At 61.8% G+C, this 19,063-nt stretch carries 15 protein-coding genes; 7 read left to right on the top strand and 8 right to left on the bottom strand.

Annotated elements, in window-relative coordinates:
- Positions 1–111: 111 nt before the first annotated feature.
- Positions 112–2,178 (bottom strand): glycine--tRNA ligase subunit beta, encoded by a 2,067-nt coding sequence (gene glyS, locus BC443_RS13945; protein ID WP_071232435.1) that lies wholly within the window; start codon positions 2,176–2,178, stop codon positions 112–114.
- Positions 2,179–2,180: 2 nt separating this feature from the next.
- Positions 2,181–3,143 (bottom strand): glycine--tRNA ligase subunit alpha, encoded by a 963-nt coding sequence (glyQ, locus tag BC443_RS13940; RefSeq protein WP_071232499.1) that lies wholly within the window; start codon positions 3,141–3,143, stop codon positions 2,181–2,183.
- 163 nt (positions 3,144–3,306) lie between these two features.
- On the opposite strand from glyQ, the gene rfaD reads away from it, so the two are divergent.
- The 6 genes from rfaD to BC443_RS13910 all read left to right on the top strand — a co-directional run bounded on the left by rfaD (position 3,307) and on the right by BC443_RS13910 (position 10,282).
- The gene (gene rfaD / locus BC443_RS13935; protein ID WP_071232434.1) at positions 3,307–4,290 is read left to right on the top strand and encodes an ADP-glyceromanno-heptose 6-epimerase; all 984 of its coding nucleotides are present in this window, start codon (positions 3,307–3,309) and stop codon (positions 4,288–4,290) included.
- A complete protein-coding gene (waaF, locus tag BC443_RS13930) occupies positions 4,283–5,314 on the top strand; it encodes a lipopolysaccharide heptosyltransferase II (RefSeq protein ID WP_071232433.1) in 1,032 nt (343 codons plus the stop codon). Before rfaD ends, waaF begins: the two co-directional genes overlap by 8 nt.
- Before the next feature lie 105 nt (positions 5,315–5,419).
- Positions 5,420–6,730, top strand: a complete 1,311-nt coding sequence (locus BC443_RS13925; protein ID WP_071232432.1) for an O-antigen ligase family protein — start codon at positions 5,420–5,422, stop codon at positions 6,728–6,730.
- A gap of 175 nt (positions 6,731–6,905) precedes the next feature.
- Positions 6,906–7,997 carry a PIG-L family deacetylase gene (locus BC443_RS13920; protein ID WP_170835887.1) on the top strand — a complete coding sequence of 364 codons (1,092 nt, stop codon included), beginning with the start codon at positions 6,906–6,908 and terminating at the stop codon, positions 7,995–7,997.
- Between the two features lie 34 nt (positions 7,998–8,031).
- On the top strand, positions 8,032–9,198 hold the full coding sequence (locus BC443_RS13915; RefSeq protein WP_348769677.1) for a glycosyltransferase: 1,167 nt from the start codon (positions 8,032–8,034) through the stop codon (positions 9,196–9,198).
- 142 nt (positions 9,199–9,340) lie between these two features.
- Positions 9,341–10,282, top strand: coding sequence for a hypothetical protein (locus tag BC443_RS13910; RefSeq protein ID WP_083387417.1), 942 nt, complete (start codon positions 9,341–9,343; stop codon positions 10,280–10,282).
- On the opposite strand, the gene BC443_RS13905 is transcribed toward BC443_RS13910, so the two are convergent.
- From BC443_RS13905 to BC443_RS13880, 6 genes are all read right to left on the bottom strand, one after another.
- Complete coding sequence (locus BC443_RS13905; protein ID WP_071232430.1) at positions 10,275–11,837, bottom strand: sulfatase-like hydrolase/transferase; 1,563 nt, start codon at positions 11,835–11,837, stop codon at positions 10,275–10,277. The two genes, BC443_RS13910 and BC443_RS13905, sit on opposite strands and share 8 nt — an antisense overlap.
- 122 nt (positions 11,838–11,959) lie before the next feature.
- Positions 11,960–13,057: a D-alanine--D-alanine ligase gene (ddlA, locus tag BC443_RS13900; RefSeq protein ID WP_071232429.1), complete on the bottom strand. Its 1,098-nt coding sequence runs from the start codon at positions 13,055–13,057 to the stop codon at positions 11,960–11,962.
- 132 nt (positions 13,058–13,189) lie between these two features.
- Positions 13,190–14,248: a glycosyltransferase gene (locus tag BC443_RS13895; protein WP_071232428.1), complete on the bottom strand. Its 1,059-nt coding sequence runs from the start codon at positions 14,246–14,248 to the stop codon at positions 13,190–13,192.
- 4 nt (positions 14,249–14,252) lie between these two features.
- Positions 14,253–15,056, bottom strand: coding sequence for a glycosyltransferase family 2 protein (locus tag BC443_RS13890; RefSeq protein ID WP_071232427.1), 804 nt, complete (start codon positions 15,054–15,056; stop codon positions 14,253–14,255).
- Between the two features lie 125 nt (positions 15,057–15,181).
- Positions 15,182–17,023, bottom strand: coding sequence for a DUF3413 domain-containing protein (locus BC443_RS13885; protein WP_071232426.1), 1,842 nt, complete (start codon positions 17,021–17,023; stop codon positions 15,182–15,184).
- Between the two features lie 6 nt (positions 17,024–17,029).
- Positions 17,030–17,767: a 3-deoxy-D-manno-octulosonic acid kinase gene (locus BC443_RS13880; RefSeq protein ID WP_071232425.1), complete on the bottom strand. Its 738-nt coding sequence runs from the start codon at positions 17,765–17,767 to the stop codon at positions 17,030–17,032.
- A gap of 168 nt (positions 17,768–17,935) precedes the next feature.
- Between BC443_RS13880 and BC443_RS13875 the strand changes: the two genes are divergently transcribed.
- Positions 17,936–19,063 carry a glycosyltransferase family 4 protein gene (locus tag BC443_RS13875; protein ID WP_247643292.1) on the top strand — a complete coding sequence of 376 codons (1,128 nt, stop codon included), beginning with the start codon at positions 17,936–17,938 and terminating at the stop codon, positions 19,061–19,063.

The raw sequence follows: 19,063 nt of genomic DNA, 5'->3' as shown, positions 1-19,063 counted from the left end.
CAGGGCCGATGCGGTGAGGAATGGGAAGAACAGGAAAGCGGAAAAGGGGAGAGAATAAGAACGCCCGGCGCTTGGCCGGGCGAATGTTTCACGTGAAACGAAAGATTGGCGCTACGATTGCAGCTCGGCGATGTCTGCGACCTCCAGAAAGAGCGCCTGCAGGCCTGCCAACAATGCCAGTCGATTGGCGCGGACGGCGTCATCCTCGACGGCGACCATCACGTCATCGAAGAAATGATCCACCGGTGCGCGTAGCGTGGCCAGGATATCGAGGGCCTGCGCGTATTCGGCTTCTCGGAACAGCGGTTCGACCTGGTCGCGGCAGTCGCTGACGGCGTTGGCCAAGGCGATTTCCGCTTCCTCGGCGAGAAGGTCGCCGTTCACCTCGGTACTGCCGTCATGCTGCTGCTTGGACAGGATGTTCGACACGCGCTTGTTGGCCGCAGCCAAGGCAGCGGCTTCCTCGCGCTGACCGAAACGGTGCACGGCACGCAGGCGGCGGGCGAAATCCAGCGGACGCGTTACCGGGCGGGTACGTACCGCCAGATAGACGTCGACCGGTAATCCCTCGTCCTGCGCCCAGGCGCGGAAACGATCGAGCATGTAAGTCAGGACATCGTCGACCAGGCCTTCCGCCTTGGGCAGGTCCCGGTGCTGGGAGGCCGCCAGTTCCAGCAGCTCGCGCAGATCGAGATCCAGCTCGCCCTTGATCAGGATATTGAGCACGCCGATGGTGGCCCGGCGCAGGGCGAACGGATCCTTGGCGCCCGTGGGACGCTGGCCAATGCCGAAGATGCCGGTCAGCGTGTCCAGACGATCCGCCAGCGCGATCGACAGTCCGGTGGATGTCCTAGGGATCTCGTCGCCGGCGAAGCGGGGCAGATACTGCTCATGGATGGCTTCGGCCACGGCTTCCGGTTCACCGTCGTGGCGCGCGTAGTAAGTGCCCATGATCCCCTGCAGTTCGGGGAACTCGAGCACCATCTCGGTGACCAGGTCGCACTTTGCCAGTTGGGCTGCGCGCGCGGCTGCCTGGGAATCTCCGTCGATCTTGCCGGCAATGAAGCGGGCGACGACTTCGGTACGGGCGGCCTTGTCGGCGAGCGAACCGAGTTCGCGCTGGAAGACGACATTGGCCAGCGACTCGCGGCGGCTCTCCAGCGTCTGCTTGCGATCGGTCTCGAAGAAGAAGGCGGCGTCGGCCAGACGCGGGCGAATGACCTTTTCGTTGCCGTAGATGACCTGCTGCGGATCTTCGCTGTCGATGTTGGCCAGCGTGATGAACTGCGGCTTGAGCTTGCCGCCGGCATCGAGCAGGTGAAAGTATTTCTGGTTGGCCTTCATCGAGGAGATCAGGCACTCCGCCGGCACTTCGAGGAAGCGTTCATCGAAGCTGCCGGTCAACGCTACCGGCCACTCGACCAGTCCGTTGACTTCTTCCAGCAGGTCTTCGTCGATGACCGCCTGGGCGTCATGCACTTCCGCCTCGGCCAGTACCTGCTCGCGGATACGTTCGCGACGGCGCTCGAGGTCCACCAGCACGTAGGCATTTTCGAGCGCGGTTTCGTAGTCGTCCGCATGGGCGAGCTCGATCGGCGTGGGGGCGTGAAAGCGATGGCCCCGGGTCGTGCGGCCGGACTCCAGACCCAGCACGCTGGCCGGGACGACCTGATCGCCATAGAGCAGAACCAGCCAGTGCACGGGGCGTGAAAATTCGATGCGCGAGGCACCCCAGCGCATGTTCTTGGGAACCGGCAGGGCATGAATGGCGGAATTGACGATCGCCGGTAGCAGCGCCTCGACGGTATCTCCCTGCTGCTGTTCACGATAGCCGAGCCAGGTTCCCTTGTCGGTCTCCAGGTGGATCAGCTCATCGACCGTCACGCCGCAGGAGCGGGCGAAGCCTTCGGCGGCCTTGGTGGGCTGACCATCCTTGAAGGCTGCCGCCAGCGCCGGGCCACGCTTCTCGACCTCACGATCCGGCTGCTTGCCGGCGAGGGCTCCGATGCGCACGGCGAGGCGGCGCGGGGAGGCAAGCGCATAAGCCTCGCCATGGGGAACTTCGGCATCGTCGAGGCCCTTGACGATGCCGTCGCGCAGAGCAAAGGCGAGTTTGGCGAGTGCGCCCGGCGGCAGCTCTTCGACGCCCAGTTCGATCAGTAGGGTGTTGACTGCCATGCTCATGCGTCTCCCTGAGTGGTTTCTGACGATTCCTGCAGCAGCTCGCGGCGCAGGGCTTCCGGCGCCATCGGGAAGCCTGCAGCCTCCCGTGACGCGTAGTAGGCGTGGGCAACCTCGCGGGCCAGCGTACGCACTCTCAAGATGTAGCGCTGACGCTCGGTAACCGAGATGGCGTGGCGCGCATCCAGCAGGTTGAAGGTGTGCGAGGCCTTGAGTACCTGCTCATAGGCCGGCAGCGGCAGGTTGGCCTCGAGCAGCTTGTTGCACTCGGTCTCGCAATGGTCGAACGCCTCGAACAGATAGGGAACATCGGCATGTTCGAAGTTGTAGGCCGACTGCTCGCGCTCGTTCTGCAGGTAGACGTCGCCGTAAGTGACGCGGGTCCCGTCGGGAGCGATCGTCCATACCAGGTCGTAGACGCTGTCGACGTCCTGCAGATACATGGCGATACGTTCGAGACCGTAGGTCAGCTCGCCGGTCACCGGGAAACACTCGATCCCGCCGGCCTGCTGGAAGTAGGTAAACTGGGTGACTTCCATGCCGTTGAGCCAGACTTCCCAGCCGAGTCCCCAAGCGCCGAGCGTGGGCGATTCCCAGTTGTCCTCGACGAAGCGGATATCATGGACTCGCGGGTCGATACCCAGACGTTCCAGCGAACCGAGGTAGAGATCCTGCAGATCCTTCGGCGAGGGCTTCATCACCACCTGGAACTGGTAGTAGTGCTGCAGGCGGTTGGGGTTTTCCCCGTAGCGGCCATCGGTGGGTCGGCGCGACGGCTGGACATAGGCTGCGTTCCAGCTCTCCGGGCCGATCGAGCGCAGGAAGGTGGCCGGATGAAAGGTGCCGGCACCCACTTCCATGTCGAGAGGCTGCAGCACGACACAGCCCTTTTCCGCCCAGTATTGCTGAAGGGCCAGTATCAGCCCCTGAAAGGTTTTCGCATCTGCCGTCGAGTCTGTCATTGACTGCGCACCGTTGCCCATGAATTCGTGAGCCGCCAAGTATACAATTAGCGCTCAATCGGTTATAGGCACCGCCGCCAATCGGCGTCGAACGGGTTCGCGACGGTTTCCGCAGCGGCGGCGGCTGCATTCGACGACCGAGTCGAGACAAGAGGAAAGCGACATGATCGTAGTCACCGGCGGGGCCGGCTTCATCGGGGCCAATCTGGTCAAGGCACTCAACGCGCGCGGCCACCAGGACGTCTTGGTAGTCGACGATCTCAGCGACGGCACCAAGTTCGTCAATCTGGCGGACTGCACGCTGGGCGATTATCTCGACAAAGACGATTTCCTGGCGAGAGTGAAGGCCGAACTGTGTGGTGAGACGCGAGGCGAGACCGGTGGTCTGCCGCCGATCGAGGCGATCTTCCACGAAGGAGCCTGTTCGGATACCACCGAGTGGGACGGCCGCTTCATGCTGGAAAACAATTTCGAGTACTCCAAGGTGCTGCTCGAGTATTGCCAGGCCAAGCGCATTCCGTTTCTCTACGCGTCTTCCGCCGCCACCTACGGGGGAAGCGAAGTGTTCGTCGAGGACCCGGCTCACGAGAAACCGCTCAATGTCTACGGCTACTCCAAGCTGCTGTTCGACCAGTACGTCCGCGCGCGCTGGGGCGATTTCGACTCGCAGGTCGTGGGCTTTCGCTACTTCAACGTCTATGGCCCGCGCGAGCAGCACAAGGGCAAGATGGCCAGCGTCGCCTACCATCACCATACGCAGGTGCAGCGCGGGGAAAATCCCAAGCTGTTTGGCGCCTGGGATGGCTATGACGCCGGTATGCAGAGCCGCGACTTCGTCTATGTGGGCGATGTGGTCGACGTCAACCTGTGGTTCCTGGATAACCCCGATGTGTCCGGCATTTTCAATCTGGGCACCGGACGCGCCGAGCCGTTCAAGGCGATTGCCGAAACCGCCATCGATTTCTATTCGCGCAACCACGGGGTCAAGAGCGAGATCGAGTACATCGATTTCCCCGACGAACTCAAGGGTCGCTACCAGAGCTATACCCGTGCCGATATCGGACGTTTGCGCGACGCCGGCTATACCGCCGAGTTCAAGACAGTGCGCGAGGGCGTTTCCGCCTATCTGGAATGGCTGAATGGCTGATTCCACGGCGATCAATGCCAAAGCCGGGCCGCGCATCCTCGTCGTCGGTCCCTCCTGGGTCGGCGACATGGTCATGGCGCAGAGTCTGTTCATCACGCTCAAGCAACGCCACCCGGACGCGACGATTGGTGTGCTGGCGCCGGGCTGGTCGCTACCGATCCTCGAGCGCATGCCGGAGGTCGATGAAGCCATCGCGCTGGACGTGAAACATGGCGAGTTCGGCTGGAAGACCCGGCGCGAGGTCGCACGCTCGCTGAAGGGGCGTTTCGATCACGCCATCGTGCTGCCGCGTTCGCTGAAGTCGGCGCTGGTGCCGTTTCTGGCCGGCATCCCGCGCCGGACGGGGTTCACCGGCGAACAGCGCTACCTGTTGCTCAACGACCGCCGCAAACTCGACAAGGCGGTCCTGAATCAGACCGTCAAGCGCTTCGTCGCACTGGGGCTCGATGCCAAGGAAGCCGTACGCGGCAACTTCGCCCTTCCCCATCCAAGGCTCAGCGTCGACTCTCGGCATCAGGACGAGCTGCGGGAGTCGCTCGGTCTGGGAGAGCGTCCCGCCATCGGCATGATGCCGGGGGCCGAATATGGGCCGGCCAAACAGTGGCCGCTCGAACATTTCCGCGAACTCGCCGAATCCCTGATCGGCAGGGGATATTCGGTCTGGGTCATGGGCGGGCCAAAGGACGCCGAGGCCGGTGCGGTCATTACCGAGCGTCTCGAGCACGCTCATAATCTGTGCGGCAAGACCCGACTGGCGGATGCCGTCGACCTGCTTGCCGCCTGCGAGCAAGTGGTGACCAACGACTCCGGGCTGATGCACGTGGCTGCAGCCGTCGGCACGCGGATCCAGGCGCTATATGGCTCGTCGTCGCCGATCTACACGCCGCCGTTGACCGACAATGCCGAAATTCATTATCTAGGTCTTTCCTGCTCACCGTGTTTCGAACGTACTTGCCCGCTGGGGCATCGCAACTGTTTGAGGCAGATGGCGCCGGCTACCGTGGCGAGCGCGATCGACGCATGATTCGATGGCGCACCTTCTTACTAATGATCATTTGAGTATTCTTTCGTGAACAACCATAGCTTTCCTTGGGCTATCGACCCCTCATGCCGGTCGCCGCGATGGATCATGCTAGTCAGTGCGCTTTGTCTCGCCTGCTATGCCGCCTTCAAGATCCTTTATTCTCCCATCGGGGATCTGGCAGGCAATCTAACAGCGCTGCTGGGACTTGTGCTGCTGTTGACATACGGGCAGCAGGAGAGGAAGAGCGCAGTCTGGGGCATTCTGCTAGCTGCTGTCGCCATCCAGATTCTGTCCTGGTACTTCATGACCGGATCGCATCCCGCCTGGGTCAACGATCATCCGGAAATCGACCGCCTGGCCAAGATATTTTTGTTTCTGCCCGTGGCATGGATACTATCCGGCTCCACAACCAATACGCTGAGAATCTGGCTTCTGGCAAGTCTCGCATTCCTCGCAACAACGCTGGTGCATGGTGGTCTTCAAGACTGGTACGACGGATTCCATGGCGAACGTGTCGGCTTTGGTATCCGCAACAAGCAACATGCAGGCATGCTCTTTGGTGTTGTGCTTCTAGGCTGGTTGGTTTTCTGCCGGCGCATGATCGTCGTTCGGGCGCGTATCGTTGCGTACCGGCTAGCCCTGTGGGGATTAATTTTCTGCATGCTCTGCTTGGGAGTGATCTTCAGTCAGACACGTGCCGTTTGGCTGGCACTAAGCATTTCTTTGCCCCTGCTGGCATTGATCCTTTTTTTGGGGGCACGCAGGTACGAGAGAAAGCGCCCTACGCTGCGAGCGTCTCTAGTGACTGTGGCAGTAACAGCAGTACTGGCAGTACTAGCGTTCTTGCTATTTGGTGATGCGCTGACGGACCGAATGTTTAAAGAGCACAGTGTCATTCTGTCACTCTTGCACGGTGACGTTAGCAATCTTCCCTATTCGAGTATTGGTATTCGAGTGCATAGCTGGCTGGCGGCCACTGACTGGATCGCCGAGCGTCCTCTAACGGGTTGGGGAGGGAATGGCCGCTCGCTAGTGATGGATCACACATCCTATTTCCCTCAATGGGTCAAGGATCAGTTCGGGCACCTGCATAACTATCCGATTGAGATTCTGGTTGCTTATGGGCTACTGGGCTTCCTTGTGATTTCGAGTCTGGTGATCTGGGTTACCAGGGCATGTCATCTGGCCTGGAAAGCTGGCTTCCTGCCTTCGGATATCCACGCCTTTGCCTGGGTCTTTTTCGTGTACTGGATAATCGTTAACCAGTTCGAGTCTTACATGTCCTTCTGGACCGGTGTTTTCGTCTTCAACCTCGTGGTCGGAGGTTTGGTGACCCATTATTATCGTTTTCTCAATATGCAGGCTGCCGAGCCACGAACGATCCAGGTCAATACCGCCATTAAGCGACGATCATGACTCAACGATTTCAGGGTAGAGACCGATGATCGAGTTTGAACCGAGGATGGATCGAGCGAGGTCTCTAGCCGAGATGATGCCGGACGACTGTCGATTACATCTCGAGGGCTATGAGAACTGGACGCTGACGCTACATCTACCGTTAAAGGTCCAACGCTGGAGATTGGCGTCTCCCATGGTTTGGCTTCAAATAGGCGAATGGCACACAAGTTATGCCGTGACACCGCTCCAAGGTGAGGTTGCCATATCGGTACCGCTCTCCACGGACCTGCTGTATCAACCCTTGCAACTGGTTGTGAAGCATGGGTCGTTGGCATCACATGCCGTCAAGGCCATTCTGGCCCCCCGGCCATTGCTGGACGATGGCAATCTTCTAATCGTGGCGCCCCATCCCGATGATGCCGAAATTGCAGCGGGCGGGCTCTATACACAGCTGGCGGACCATACGCACCTGGTGACGCTCTCTGCCGGTGAACGTTTGAACTCACTCGATCGGCAATACATTTCCGCTCTGGATGCAGAGCTTGATACAGCGATCATCAGAAAGGGTGAGGTGCGCAGCTGGAATAGTCACGCTACACCTCGGTTATCCGGTATTCCGGCCGAGCGCAACGTGCTGCTGGGTGTACCGGATGGTCGAGCATGGGATCTCGTGTACCACGGTAGCGACCTGTCGCCTGCCTATCCCATTTCTCAAGCACGTCGCTTCAATACACTGACACTACCGGGAGATACGGCCCCGACATGGCAACGGGCCTCGTTGATTGCTGCACTGACGGTGCTGATCGACCGCTGGCAGCCAACGACTCTGGTTGTGACCGATCCGGAATTCGATAGCCATCGCGACCACCAGGCGGCTGCGCTGGCCGTTGCGATGGCTCTGGAGGCGAGCGTAGTACGGCCGCAACGGTTGCTGTTGTATGCCAATCATTACCGAGACATCCGTCAGCCGCCCGGGCCGGCATTTCAGCCCGCCTGGACACCGCCGCGATGCCTGAGGCGCAAGGTATTCGCGTCGCCGCAGCCTTGCGTCATACCTCTCTCGCTGGAAGAGCAGCGTCACAAGGCGCTGCTCCTGGATGCGATGACTGATCTTTCCCTACGCAAACCGGTGAGTCGACGGCGACGCAAGCTCGCGCGTTTCGAGCGGGCCGAGGATTTTGCACTGGGGCGGGACCGCTATTTTCACTGGGCTGTCCGCAGCGGTGAGTACTTTCAGCAGGTATCATCCAGAGACTTCATACAGGGGCTCCTCGCACGGAAGTGACTGCTGTGCAGAATGAAGTCCTTGAACCGGAAAATTGAACCGAGAAAGAGTCTTGTCAAAGCAACGCATATTACTGATTATTCGCAAACTGAAGATTGGCGGTATTGAACGAGCCACGATCGACATGGCCAATGCCCTTCAGCGGCTGGGCCACGAAGTACACTTGACGGTGCTCAAGGGCGGTGATGCCCTGGCGCCTGACGAGGGCGTCTTAGTGCATCACGTGGATATCGACAAGACCTTTCGCAAAACCGGTATCGGATTCATCTACGATCTTGTCACTCGTCTGTTTCTTGCACCGCTATTACCGGGATCGGGATTTGTCTGGCGTGGCTGGTACGGCGGCAGGTTGTTCAAGCACTTTGTTGAACGGCTCGAAAGTAAGCATGGAGACTTTGACCGTATCATTGTCCGAGGCCAGGGCGCCTTCGAGACCGTCTGGTCTTGGCATGACGCGCGTCTCTGGCAGGTTACGGAGTCATGGCCGGGTCATCGCTCCGGTTGGCGCAGTGGCTTCCTTCTGAAACGACTTTATGCGGGCAAACAGGTAGTGTGCGTCTCGCCTGCCGTACGCGAGCAGCTCGAGCGTCAGCTAGGACACTACGATATTCGACCCAAACGCTGGGCCACCATCATGAACCCCTGCGACATCGATGCCATTCGCCGCCAGGCCGATGAATCGGTGGAGCTGCCGGCCAGGCCCTTCATCGTTCACGTCTCTCGACTTTCCGATGTCAAGCGTCAGGAGTGGCTGATCCGTGCCTATCTGAAGGCCGATATCGAGGAAGATCTGGTCATCGTCGGCGACGGTCCCAGGCGGCAGAGTCTCGAGCAGCTGGCCGACGAGCTTGGCGCTCGCGAGCGCATCCATTTCGTCGGCAGTCGACCCAATCCTTACCCCTGGATGAAACACGCTCGGCTTTTCGTGTTGAGCTCGCGCAGTGAAGCGTTCGGTATCGTGCTGGCAGAAAGCATGATCTGCGGCACGCCATGTGTCGCCGTGGATTGCCCGGGTGGCGTGCGCAACGTGTTGATCCATGATCAGGCCCGATTGATCGCGGAAAATTCTATAGAAGGACTGGCCGTGAAGATTCGTGAAGGGATGAAGAATCCGCCATCGATCGAGGCGGATCCCGAGCTGATTGAGCGTTTCCGTGATACCCGCATCATGCAGCAATTCCTCGACTTGCCAACGACCTAGACGGAGCCATGTCGACACGAAGAGCCGGATACGGGATCATTACAGCTAATTGCATAGCATGCTTATGAGAGTGGTATGCTATACAGAAGAAGAACAGCGTTTGATAATCCCGCCTTTCCTGTACTCGAATATGTAGGCTCTCATGGCGCGCGCTTCACAAACCCACTCGCCTTCTCCTCCGCGCCTGCCCGTCGAGGATGTGGCGTTTCGCGATCTGCTCGATCCCCGCATGAAATGGGGGATCCGGCGTGCGCGCTTGCAGGCGAGTTTGAGAGAGGCTTTTCAGCGCAGCGTTGGCGCGACAGTGGAAGAGTCTCTGTTTCGGCGCTGGGCCACCGGGAAGGCAGGCTGTCGGTGGGCTGAGCGCCGCGGCCTGCCACGGCGATCGATCGAAGCGAGATTGGGGCAGGCGTTGATCGTCCACATCGATCCCCGTGCGCTGATCCGCGACTTCAATGCCAAGGGCGTCGGTGGCAAGCGCCCGTCGTCTTCAGCTTTCATCTGGGACGGCGACTGGGATCAGAGTCGCGGCGACCTGCGTCGCGGCTCTCGCTATCGCTTCATCAGCGACCTCGACGAGCACAGAGACGATCTCAGCCAGACCGAGCGCTTCCGCCAGTACCGTTCGCGGCTCGAGTCGGGGCATCCCTGGTCTTCCTATCAACAGGGCATTCTGCTCGATACGGAAGAAAAGATATTGGCCTACCTGCGAACCTATCTCGGTTTTCTCGACGATATGGCGACCCTAGGCTTCAACGCCGAGCTGGGGAAAGACGATCTGGGCGTTGCCGTCACGCGCGAGGGCCGGTTGCTCAAGATCAACCGCGGCTTGCATCGTCTGGCGATGGCCCAACGCCTGGGGCTGGCGACCATTCCTGTGGTCATCCGTGCCGTCCACCGGCACTGGTGGGAGCGCGTGGTCGAAGGGGAGCGGGGGGAGACGGCGCTGGCTCGAGTCGCCGAGGCGTTGCAGCACACTACTCCCGAAACTCAACCAGGCGAGCGGGACCCCGGCGAGGACCTGGGGCCCATCGAGTGGCCAGCGCCGCGCCACCCGGACCCATGTGCGGACGAGCTCAGTTGACGCCGTTCCAGAGCCGCTCCTGCAGAAGATTCTCGCTGCGCATGCGCTGATTCATTTCTTCCAGCGAATAACGTTCCACCAGCGTCGGGATCGACGAGAACAGCGATACCCCGAGCCCGGCCCGATGGTCAGGGATGGTGTAGTTCATCGCTTCCAGTAGCGTCGGCAGCACGTCCACCATGCTGGCTGGCCGCTCGATGACGCGGGGGCGCAGGCCGTTGCCCAGCATCATCAGGGTGTTTTCTCGCTCCTCGGCAATCAGATCCTCCCAGGCGGAGTTCTTCATCGAGAGGTGATCGCTGGCCACCACGACCAGCGTATTGTCCAGCAGCCCTTCGGATCGAAGCCGCTCGATGAAATTCCTGACCAGCCAGCCGGTACATTTGATCGAGTAGAGAATATCGGTCCCGTCGAAGGGGCCCTGATTGTCGATACAGGATTGCGACGGATTGCCGAACGGTGGGTGTCCGGCCAGCGTCAGACCGAAGAAGGCGTAGGGCTTGTCGCTGTCGTGCAGGTGCCGGATACGCTTCTCGGCCAGGCCGAGCAGCGTGTCGTCATAGAGCCCCCAGTCGTTGAGGTAACCGGCGGGGGCCTTGTCTTCCAGTTCGTCGCGACCCAGAGCCGTATCGAAGCCGTGGCCCTGATAGAACTTCGCCTTGCCGGCAAATTTCGTGCTGGCGCCGCCCATGTAGGTCAGGTCGTAACCCCGCGCGTGGAGCAGGTCGCCGAGACAGGCGACGCCGGGGAGCACGTCCGACAGCGGCTCGAACTGGTTATCGTGCATCAGGCCCGCCGGCATCAGCGGCACTCCGCACTGGCTGGCGACCATGCCGGCCATCGTCCAGCCCGTGTTGTCGAGCTGCTTGACGCCGCGAAAGACCACGCCTTCCTTGCCCAGCTGCGCCAGATCCTCGTAAGCGTTACCGAAGCGTTGGGTATCGCTGTAGGTGCGCTCGGTGCTCTCCATGTAGATATAGATCAGGTTTGGCGGCTGGCGCGGCGCGGCGACGATTTCCGGTGGCTGGTAACGGTCGTTGAGCCAGGACTCGTCGTCGTCGATCGCCGAAGCGCCACGGAGCGACAACCCGAACAGCAGCGGATTGAAGGCGAGCAGAAACAGGCTCAAGACCCGTTCCCACAAGCGCCAGCGATGGTCGGCCCGCACCAGCCAGGTCACCGCCATCAGCATCACGATGGCCGCCATCGTGTAGATCACGCCGGCAATCTGGCGGTCGGTACTGCCGTTCTCCTCGATGCCGGCCTGCAGGTGAAAGATCACCGCGCCCAGGTCGAGTTGACCGAAGCTGTCGTCGAGATAGATATAGACCCACCACAGCACCAATGGCAGCAGCGACCATGGCCACGCCTTGCGCTGCGTGGCGCGCTGAGAGACATGCCCCCAGCGGAAGTGATAGCCGATAGCGAGCCAGCCCAGCGTGATGGCGACGGGCGTCCACCATGGCAGTACCCAGACCACCATGATGGCGTAACCGATGCAGAGGCCGATATAAGTGAGTGCACACCAGCGTCGAGTGTTACGAGAGATGGTCATGACGCGCTTCGATCCGTGAACGTCGTGTTCTACCGGTGCCGGGTCCGGGCACCGCATGAGGAGTCGTTATGACTCTATCATGACGAATCCAAGACAAGCAGGTTAGCGACGAGTTCCCGGCGCTATCGTGAACGTCGCAATGCCAGGTCGTCGGCATGGCGTTCCATGGCGAGCTCGATCAGGCGTGTCACCAGCGCCGGATAAGTCATGCCGCTCGCCTGCCACAGCTTGGGGTACATGCTGATGCGGGTGAAGCCCGGCAAGGTGTTGATCTCGTTGACGACGACCTTGCCTTCCGGCGTGAGGAAGACATCGACCCGAGCCAGGCCGGCGCATTCCAGCACCTGGAACGTGCGCACCGCGAGCTCGCGGATCGCCTCGCTGGCATCAGGATCGATATCGGCGGGGACGGCGATCCTGGCTGCATCGTCGTCGATATACTTGGTGTCGTAGGAATAGAAACCGCCCTCGACCACGATCTCGCCGCAGACGCTCGCTTCGGGGGCGTCGTTGCCCAGCACCGCGCACTCGATTTCGCGTCCGACCACGGCGGATTCGACCAGCACCTTGTGATCGAATGCCAGGGCCAGGGCCAGCGCCTGCTGGAACTCGGCTGCGTTCTCCACCCGGCTGACGCCGACCGACGACCCCTGGTTGGCCGGCTTGACGAACAGCGGCGTGCCCAGCTCGTCGCGCAGGGCGTCGAAATCGGCGCTGGCGGCCGTGCGGCGGGTCAGGGTGACGAAAGGTGCCACCGGGATGCCGGCATCGCGCAGCAGGCGCTTGGTGACGTCCTTGTCCATCCCGGCAGCCGAGCCGAGCACGCCGGAACCGACGAAGGGCAGATTGGCCATGCGCAGCAGCCCCTGCAGCGAACCATCCTCGCCCAGCGTGCCGTGAACGATGGGGAAGACCACGTCCAGCTGGTTCAATGCCCCTTGAGACGCCTCGGTGGCGATCAGCTGCCGGCACTCGCGGCCGGGCACCAGGGCGATATCGCCGGCGGACGGGTTGAGCGCAATGCGTCGAGGGTCGTCGGCATCGAGCAGGAAGTCGGCCGCATCGTTGATATGCCACTGGCCTTGCTTGTCGATGCCGATGACCGTGACCTCGAAACGCTCGCGATCCAGCGCATCGACGATGTTCCTGGCCGATTGCAACGACACTTCATGCTCCGCCGATTTGCCGCCGCAGATGACGCCAACCCGAATCTTGCTCATAGTTCTGCTCCACTTCGCTAACGATCTCGACGCCGCTCGGCTGCGGCCTGTCGGGCGTCATGATGCCACGTTCCCGCTGTGTAAGTATTGCCCGGGCAGGCCGAATACCGGCTGCCTCGCTCAACCGGTGAATCAGCGGGCAGCGAGGCGGCGATAGAGGGCGAGATAGGCTGCGGCCATGGCCTCGGGGGTGAAGTCGGCGAGACGCTGTCCGGCAGCCGTGGCCAGGCGTCGGCTGCGCTCGGGATCTTCCAGCAGAGCCATCAGCGCCGTTGCCAGCGCCTCCGCATCACCGGGAGGCACCAGCAGCCCGCTGACGTCGTCCTCGATCAGGTCCGGAATGCCGTCGACATCGCTGGCCACGATCGGCACGCGGTGGTCCATGGCATCGAGCAGCGTCGAACCGAGCCCTTCGTTGCGTGAAGGAAACGCGAACAGCGTCATGATCTCGAGATAATCGCCGACGTTCGGCCGGAAGCCTTCCCAGATCACGTTATCCAGATCCGCACTCCCGGCCTTCAGCGCTTCGCCATCGGCGCCATCGCCGAGCAACAGGAAGCAGACGTCCGGATGCGTCTCGCGCAACTGTCGCGCTGCCTCGAGCAGTACCCGCTGCCCCTTGTGGCGATCCACCAGCGCGCCGATATGGCCGATCACCCTGCGTCCGGCGAAGCGTTGGCGCAGCTTCGCGACCTCGGTGGGGTCGCTCGGCTGGCCGGAAAGCACGCTGGGAATACGGACAACGGGGCACCAGTCCCGCTGGCGAAGATGGGTTTCGATCACCGAGGAGATCGCCACGGCGGTCGCCGCGCCGCGATAGGTCCAGCGGTTGAAGCGCTTGTCCTTGACCGGCTGCGGGACACGCCGGGTCAGAATATACGGCGTTCCGCGCAGGTGACGTTCGACCCACGCCCAGTGCACCGCCTTGGCCTCGTGAGCGTGGGTCAGGCTCGCGCGCGGGCGGTAGGCGTGGCCGGCCAGCGCATGATCGGCGTCGATCAATTCGATATCCGTGTCGGCCAGCGCCGCGCGCATCGGCGAGTCGCGCCGGCAGACCAGGCTCTGTTCCACGCTACCCTGTTCATCGTCGATTCGAGCCAGTGCCTCGATCAGCAGCAACGTCTGGCGCTCGCCGCCACGGAAGCCCCGGGCGAGATTGACGTGACGGATATGCAGCGGTTCGCGTGGCATCGGCTCACCAGATCCGGTCGAAGTCTTCGGCGTCGCGAACCTTCGCGTCGCGTTGGAATTCGAGCAGCTTGGCGTATTTCAGGTAGGCGTTGACCGCCGCCGACAGCGCGACGGAGACGCCATCGAGCCCGCCGAGGAAACCGCGCTGGAAAACGTATTTGCGCACGAAGGCATTGGCGCCATGCAAAAACGGTGAGAAGGCGTTGGCCCGCTTGCCCTTGAGATACATGATCTTGGCGGCACGATTGGAGAAGCGGCCGCTGGCCTTGCCGAACAGTTCGCCCAGATTGGCGAACGAATAGTGTTCCAGATCGGCGTCCAGGCGTCGCGGATGCGTCGCCTGGACGGAAGCGTGCTGACGGCTGTCGGAAAATTCGGTGCGATCGCGATCGAAGAGCCGAATGCAGTAGTCCGGATACCAGCCGCAATGGCGGATCCAGCGGCTGCCGATGAAATTGCGGCGACGCAGCGCGTAGGCGTCGTGGCTGCCGGCTCCGTTCGCCTGGACATCCAGATCGAGCGCCTGGATGGCCGCCACGGCGTCGTCGGTGAGCCGCTCGTCCGCATCCAGCGACAGCACCCAGCGGTGGCTGGCGGCACGCGGGCCAACGTTCTTCTGCGGGCCATCGCCCAGATAGGGCTGGTGAATCACGCTGGCGCCGAACGCCTCGGCCCGGGCCACGGTGTCGTCGCGGGAGCCGGAGTCGACGACGATCAGTTCATCGCACACCCGCTTCAGCGAGGCCAGGCAGGCCTCGATGTTGTCGGCTTCGTTGAGCGTAATCACTACGCCGGTGATGGCGGCCATGAGCGGTCCTGTATCGTCGATGGATAGGCCTATCGAAAACGACAGCGGGCGTCGCGACCCGCTTCGTCGCGACGCCCGGTGATCGGGCTCCGAATAGCGCCTCGGGCATTGTAGCGCTGACAGGGCTATCGATAGAACTGACGGAACCACTGCATGGCTTCGAACACCGCCGGGGAGAATTCGGCGTCCTCGATCGGCTTGAGCTGTCGATCGACGATATCCCACTGCCCGGTGCCGTCGACCACGGTAATGCGATCCGGCTCGATGATGCCGTAATCGATGTAGCTGCTGGACTGAACCCAGGGGTGATCGATCCCGGGGGCGAGAAGATCCTTGCCCATGGCGTAGTCGGAGAGCGGGTTGGTGCAGCCCAGGGCATGTCGCATCAGCATCGGCGCGACGTCGAGATGACTGGTCATGCCCTCGACGCGGCCGGGCTCGACGCCGGGGCCGTTGACGATCATCGGCACGAGGACCTGCGGCGAGGCGAAGTTGCTGTTGTGGCCCCAGTAGTTTCTGCCGAAATCGTTGAACGACTGACCGTGGTCGGCAGTGACGACCAGCATCGTGTCGTCCCACTCGCCCTTGGCCTTGAGATCGGCGATCACCCGGCCGAGCAGTTCGTCGTCGTAGTGGACCGAGTTGCGATGACGATTGAAGTAGGGCGTTGGATCGGTATCGGGACCGAGGTCGAGGTAATCCATGCCGTTGGTCGAAGGTTGATACGGCTGGTCGGCGCCCTCTGGCACGTCGTAGCCATGGGGCGCGTCGTAGAACAGCATGCCGAACCAGGGAGCGTCGTCCTTCTGTTCCTGCTGATCGAGCCAGTCCAGCCAGTCCTCGGTCATCTTCTGGTCCCGGCCCGCCGGCGACTCCCCCGGCGTACTAAGTCGCAACGGATCGACCGAAGAGAAGATCGTGCGATCGAAGCCGACACCATCGAGGCTGGCCGACGAGAAGATGCCCAGCGCATAACCCTGCTTTTGCAACTGGGTGATCAGCAGCGGCGGCGTCTGGGTGTCGTCCAGATAGGCGTAGTAGTTGCCGGTGAGGCCGTAGAACAGGCTCATGGTGCCGTTACGGGTGGCATTGCCGCCACTGTAGTGGTCGAGGTAGCGCCGACCGCTGTCGTTCAGTGCGGCATAGAGATTCGGCGTGTTCTCGGGGCCATACTCATCGGCGCGCCAGGAGTCGATCAGCACCACCAGGACGTTGGGCGGATCCTCGGCCTGGCAACTGAGCGGGTTCTTGGGCCAGTCGAGATTCTGTGCCTGCTTGGTGTCGATGTCGGCACGTTCGGCGCGAGCCGCGCGGGGATCCAGCCAGCCGTGCTTCTCCATGAAGCCTTTGGCGGTGGCCGGGAACAGCAGCGGATAGATGCCGACCTGCTGGGTCACGCTGCGCTGATAGCGGGCGTCGGCGACGATATGCAGTGCATGGCTGGCGATCAGCGTCACCAGGATCGTGCCGCAGGCGAGCCCTGCCGGCAGCCGCTGGCCGCGCCTGCCCACGATCAGACGATGGGCAAGCCAGCCTTCGAGTGCCAAGGCGACAGCCACGCAACCTACGACCACCAGCCAGGTGGAGGTGGCGAAACTGAAGATCTCGCCGTTCTTGTCGTTCAGGAACAGCGACACCATGAAGGCGTTCACATGAAAGCGATACTGGGCATAGACCACCGTATCCAGCAGCAGCGCGCTCAGACCCAGCGCACCAAGCAGCGTGGCCGGCAGCCATAGCCAGCGCGCCTTTGTCACGACGGCCAGCACGGCAAGCGGCAGCCAGCCAAGCAGCACCAGCATGCCGAAGTGGCCGATCCAGGTCAGGATCAGATAGGCGATTCCCATGGGGTCATGGGGAATCGCGAGATAGGGCACGTAACGCAGGGCGATCAGCCAGACGAGCGGTAGTTGAAACAGGGCAAAAAGCAGGGTGCTGCGCCAACGGCGCCTCAGCGTGTCTTGCATGCAGGGTCAAACCTTATCGTGATCCGCCGGAACGCTCCGATAACCATCGACGAGGGCGGTGAAAAATGGTTCCGCGTTGGCGGGTGAGAAACGCAGGAGAGAGCGCTTGAGCCGTAACAGATTGCGCTGGCGCCAGGCGCCTTCCGAGCGCAATCGACAGCGGTCGAAATCTATCAGCCAAACCTTATCGTCGGCTGAAACGAGCAAATTGCGCGCATTGAGATCGACGTGGTCGAGACCGGCATCGTGAAACCGCCGAATGGTGGCGCCGACATCGGCGAGCAACCGCGGCGAGGCACTTGCCAGGCGCTCTGCCAATGCCTGGCTCTTTGTCAGGCGCTCGGTGATCAGCGCGGCGCGATAGGTGATACCGCGGCGTACCACGATGGCTGCCACCGGCGCCGGTACCGGCAGCCCCTGTTCGAACAGGGCGCGTGTCAGGCGCATTTCACGGAAGCCGCGGGTGCGCTCGAGTCCCGTCCAGAGATAGTTGGCCTGGCTGACCTTGGCCGCCATGCCGCCACGGCGATAAGGCCGCAGCACCCACTGATGGTCGTCCACCGCGAGAAACTGGCTGGCGCCGCGTCCCGGCGCCGAGCCGACCACCAGGCCGCGTTCGGCCCAGGCATCCGGGTCGAGCCACGCTTCACCGAACGCAGGTAGAATCGGCAGGTCAGGCTGAGCGAGACGCGCAGGATCGTATAAGATATGCGCGTCTCGATGATGATAGGTCGATAACGACATGACCGATCCTTGACGTTGGGCCTGGTGCGTTTGAATCGTAGCGGGCCGGCGAAAAGAGACAGAATAGACGGCAACGAGCCGCCGGGGCGCATTGTAACCGGGCAACCCCGTCACCGCATGTCGGCGTTTCACCGCCCGGGACCCATCGAACATCGCAAGGAAGCCGTCGTGACTGAAGATTCGCAAGCGCCGTTAGCCGTGATCGCCATTCGTCAGGTGGAAAAGAGTACCGGCGCCAGTCGCAACGCTTTTGAACAGTCCATCGCACTGAAAGCGCTGGGCTATCGCGTGGCGATTCTGGCCGAGCGCGGCCGGCGCGAGCTGGCGGAAGCGGCCGGCGCCGAGCTGGTTCGGCTGAAGCGCTGGCCGTTCAAAGGGCCTTTTCGGCGCTTCTGGTTCAATCGCCGGGTGCAGGCTTGGTGTCGGCGTCATCGACCAGCCATGCTGGTCAGCCATGGCGATGTCGAGACGCCCGATGTCGTCTACATGCACAACTGCGTCCATCTCGCCAGCCAGCGCATTCACGGGCGCGATCTGCCACCGGGCCATGAAGTTGCCGCGATTCACGATCACGTGCTGAAAGGCGGCAAGTTCCGCCGTTTGGCGGTCAATTCGCGCATGATGGCTAATGATTTCCGTGATCGCTATGGCATCGACGAGTCGCGAATCGAAATCAGCTACCCCGGCTACGACCCCGAGATATTCAATCTCGAGCGGGCCACGGCAGGACGCCCGGTGCGGCGACGCGAACTGGGTATCGATGACGACACCCGGCTGATCGGCCTGATCACCTCCGGCAACTTCACCAAACGCAACGTGGCGGGATTCGTCGAGATGGCGGCCGGACTGGATCAGCGCTTGCCCGGCCGGTGCCGCTTTCTGGTCGTGGGCAAGGACGACTTTTCACCCTATCAACGCCAGGCTGAACAAGCCGGCATCGCCGAACGCTTCATCTGGCGCACTACGGTCAATGACGTCGAGACGCTCTACGGTGCGCTCGACATATTCGTTCTGCCGGCCCATATCGAAGAGTTCGGACGCGTCTCGCTCGAGGCCATGGCCTGTGGCACGCCGGTATTGCTTTCTTCCACCACTGGTGCCGCCGAGCTGCTCGAGGCCGACCACGCCGACCTGATCCTGGAAAGTCGGGACACCAAAGCTTGGGTCGATCGTCTCGAGCGTCTGGTGACAACAGCGGACCTCGAAGCGCTGGGAATGACACTCTCGGCACTGGTGAGCGATTACTCCTATCGCCGGCAAACCGAAAAGCTGCGCGCCTCATTTAACACGTTGTGA

The sequence above is a fragment of the Salinicola sp. MIT1003 genome (genome assembly GCF_001858555.1).
Classification (GTDB): Bacteria; Pseudomonadota; Gammaproteobacteria; order Pseudomonadales; family Halomonadaceae; genus Salinicola; species Salinicola salarius.
Note: the sequence above shows the minus strand (reverse complement) of the source record. Positions and strands in the feature narration are given on the sequence as shown.

What these genes read in the sequence shown, in the direction of transcription:
- ddlA (WP_071232429.1), bottom strand. Translation starts at nt 13,057, where the DNA reads ATGAGCAAGATTCGGGTTGGCGTCATCTGCGGCGGCAAATCGGCGGAG.
- BC443_RS13880 (WP_071232425.1), bottom strand. Translation starts at nt 17,767, where the DNA reads ATGTCGTTATCGACCTATCATCATCGAGACGCGCATATCTTATACGAT.
- glyS (WP_071232435.1), bottom strand. Translation starts at nt 2,178, where the DNA reads ATGGCAGTCAACACCCTACTGATCGAACTGGGCGTCGAAGAGCTGCCG.
- rfaD (WP_071232434.1), top strand. Translation starts at nt 3,307, where the DNA reads ATGATCGTAGTCACCGGCGGGGCCGGCTTCATCGGGGCCAATCTGGTC.
- BC443_RS13885 (WP_071232426.1), bottom strand. Translation starts at nt 17,023, where the DNA reads ATGCAAGACACGCTGAGGCGCCGTTGGCGCAGCACCCTGCTTTTTGCC.
- BC443_RS13920 (WP_170835887.1), top strand. Translation starts at nt 6,906, where the DNA reads ATGGTTTGGCTTCAAATAGGCGAATGGCACACAAGTTATGCCGTGACA.
- waaF (WP_071232433.1), top strand. Translation starts at nt 4,283, where the DNA reads ATGGCTGATTCCACGGCGATCAATGCCAAAGCCGGGCCGCGCATCCTC.
- glyQ (WP_071232499.1), bottom strand. Translation starts at nt 3,143, where the DNA reads ATGACAGACTCGACGGCAGATGCGAAAACCTTTCAGGGGCTGATACTG.
- BC443_RS13910 (WP_083387417.1), top strand. Translation starts at nt 9,341, where the DNA reads ATGGCGCGCGCTTCACAAACCCACTCGCCTTCTCCTCCGCGCCTGCCC.
- BC443_RS13890 (WP_071232427.1), bottom strand. Translation starts at nt 15,056, where the DNA reads ATGGCCGCCATCACCGGCGTAGTGATTACGCTCAACGAAGCCGACAAC.
- BC443_RS13895 (WP_071232428.1), bottom strand. Translation starts at nt 14,248, where the DNA reads ATGCCACGCGAACCGCTGCATATCCGTCACGTCAATCTCGCCCGGGGC.
- BC443_RS13905 (WP_071232430.1), bottom strand. Translation starts at nt 11,837, where the DNA reads ATGACCATCTCTCGTAACACTCGACGCTGGTGTGCACTCACTTATATC.
- BC443_RS13925 (WP_071232432.1), top strand. Translation starts at nt 5,420, where the DNA reads ATGCTAGTCAGTGCGCTTTGTCTCGCCTGCTATGCCGCCTTCAAGATC.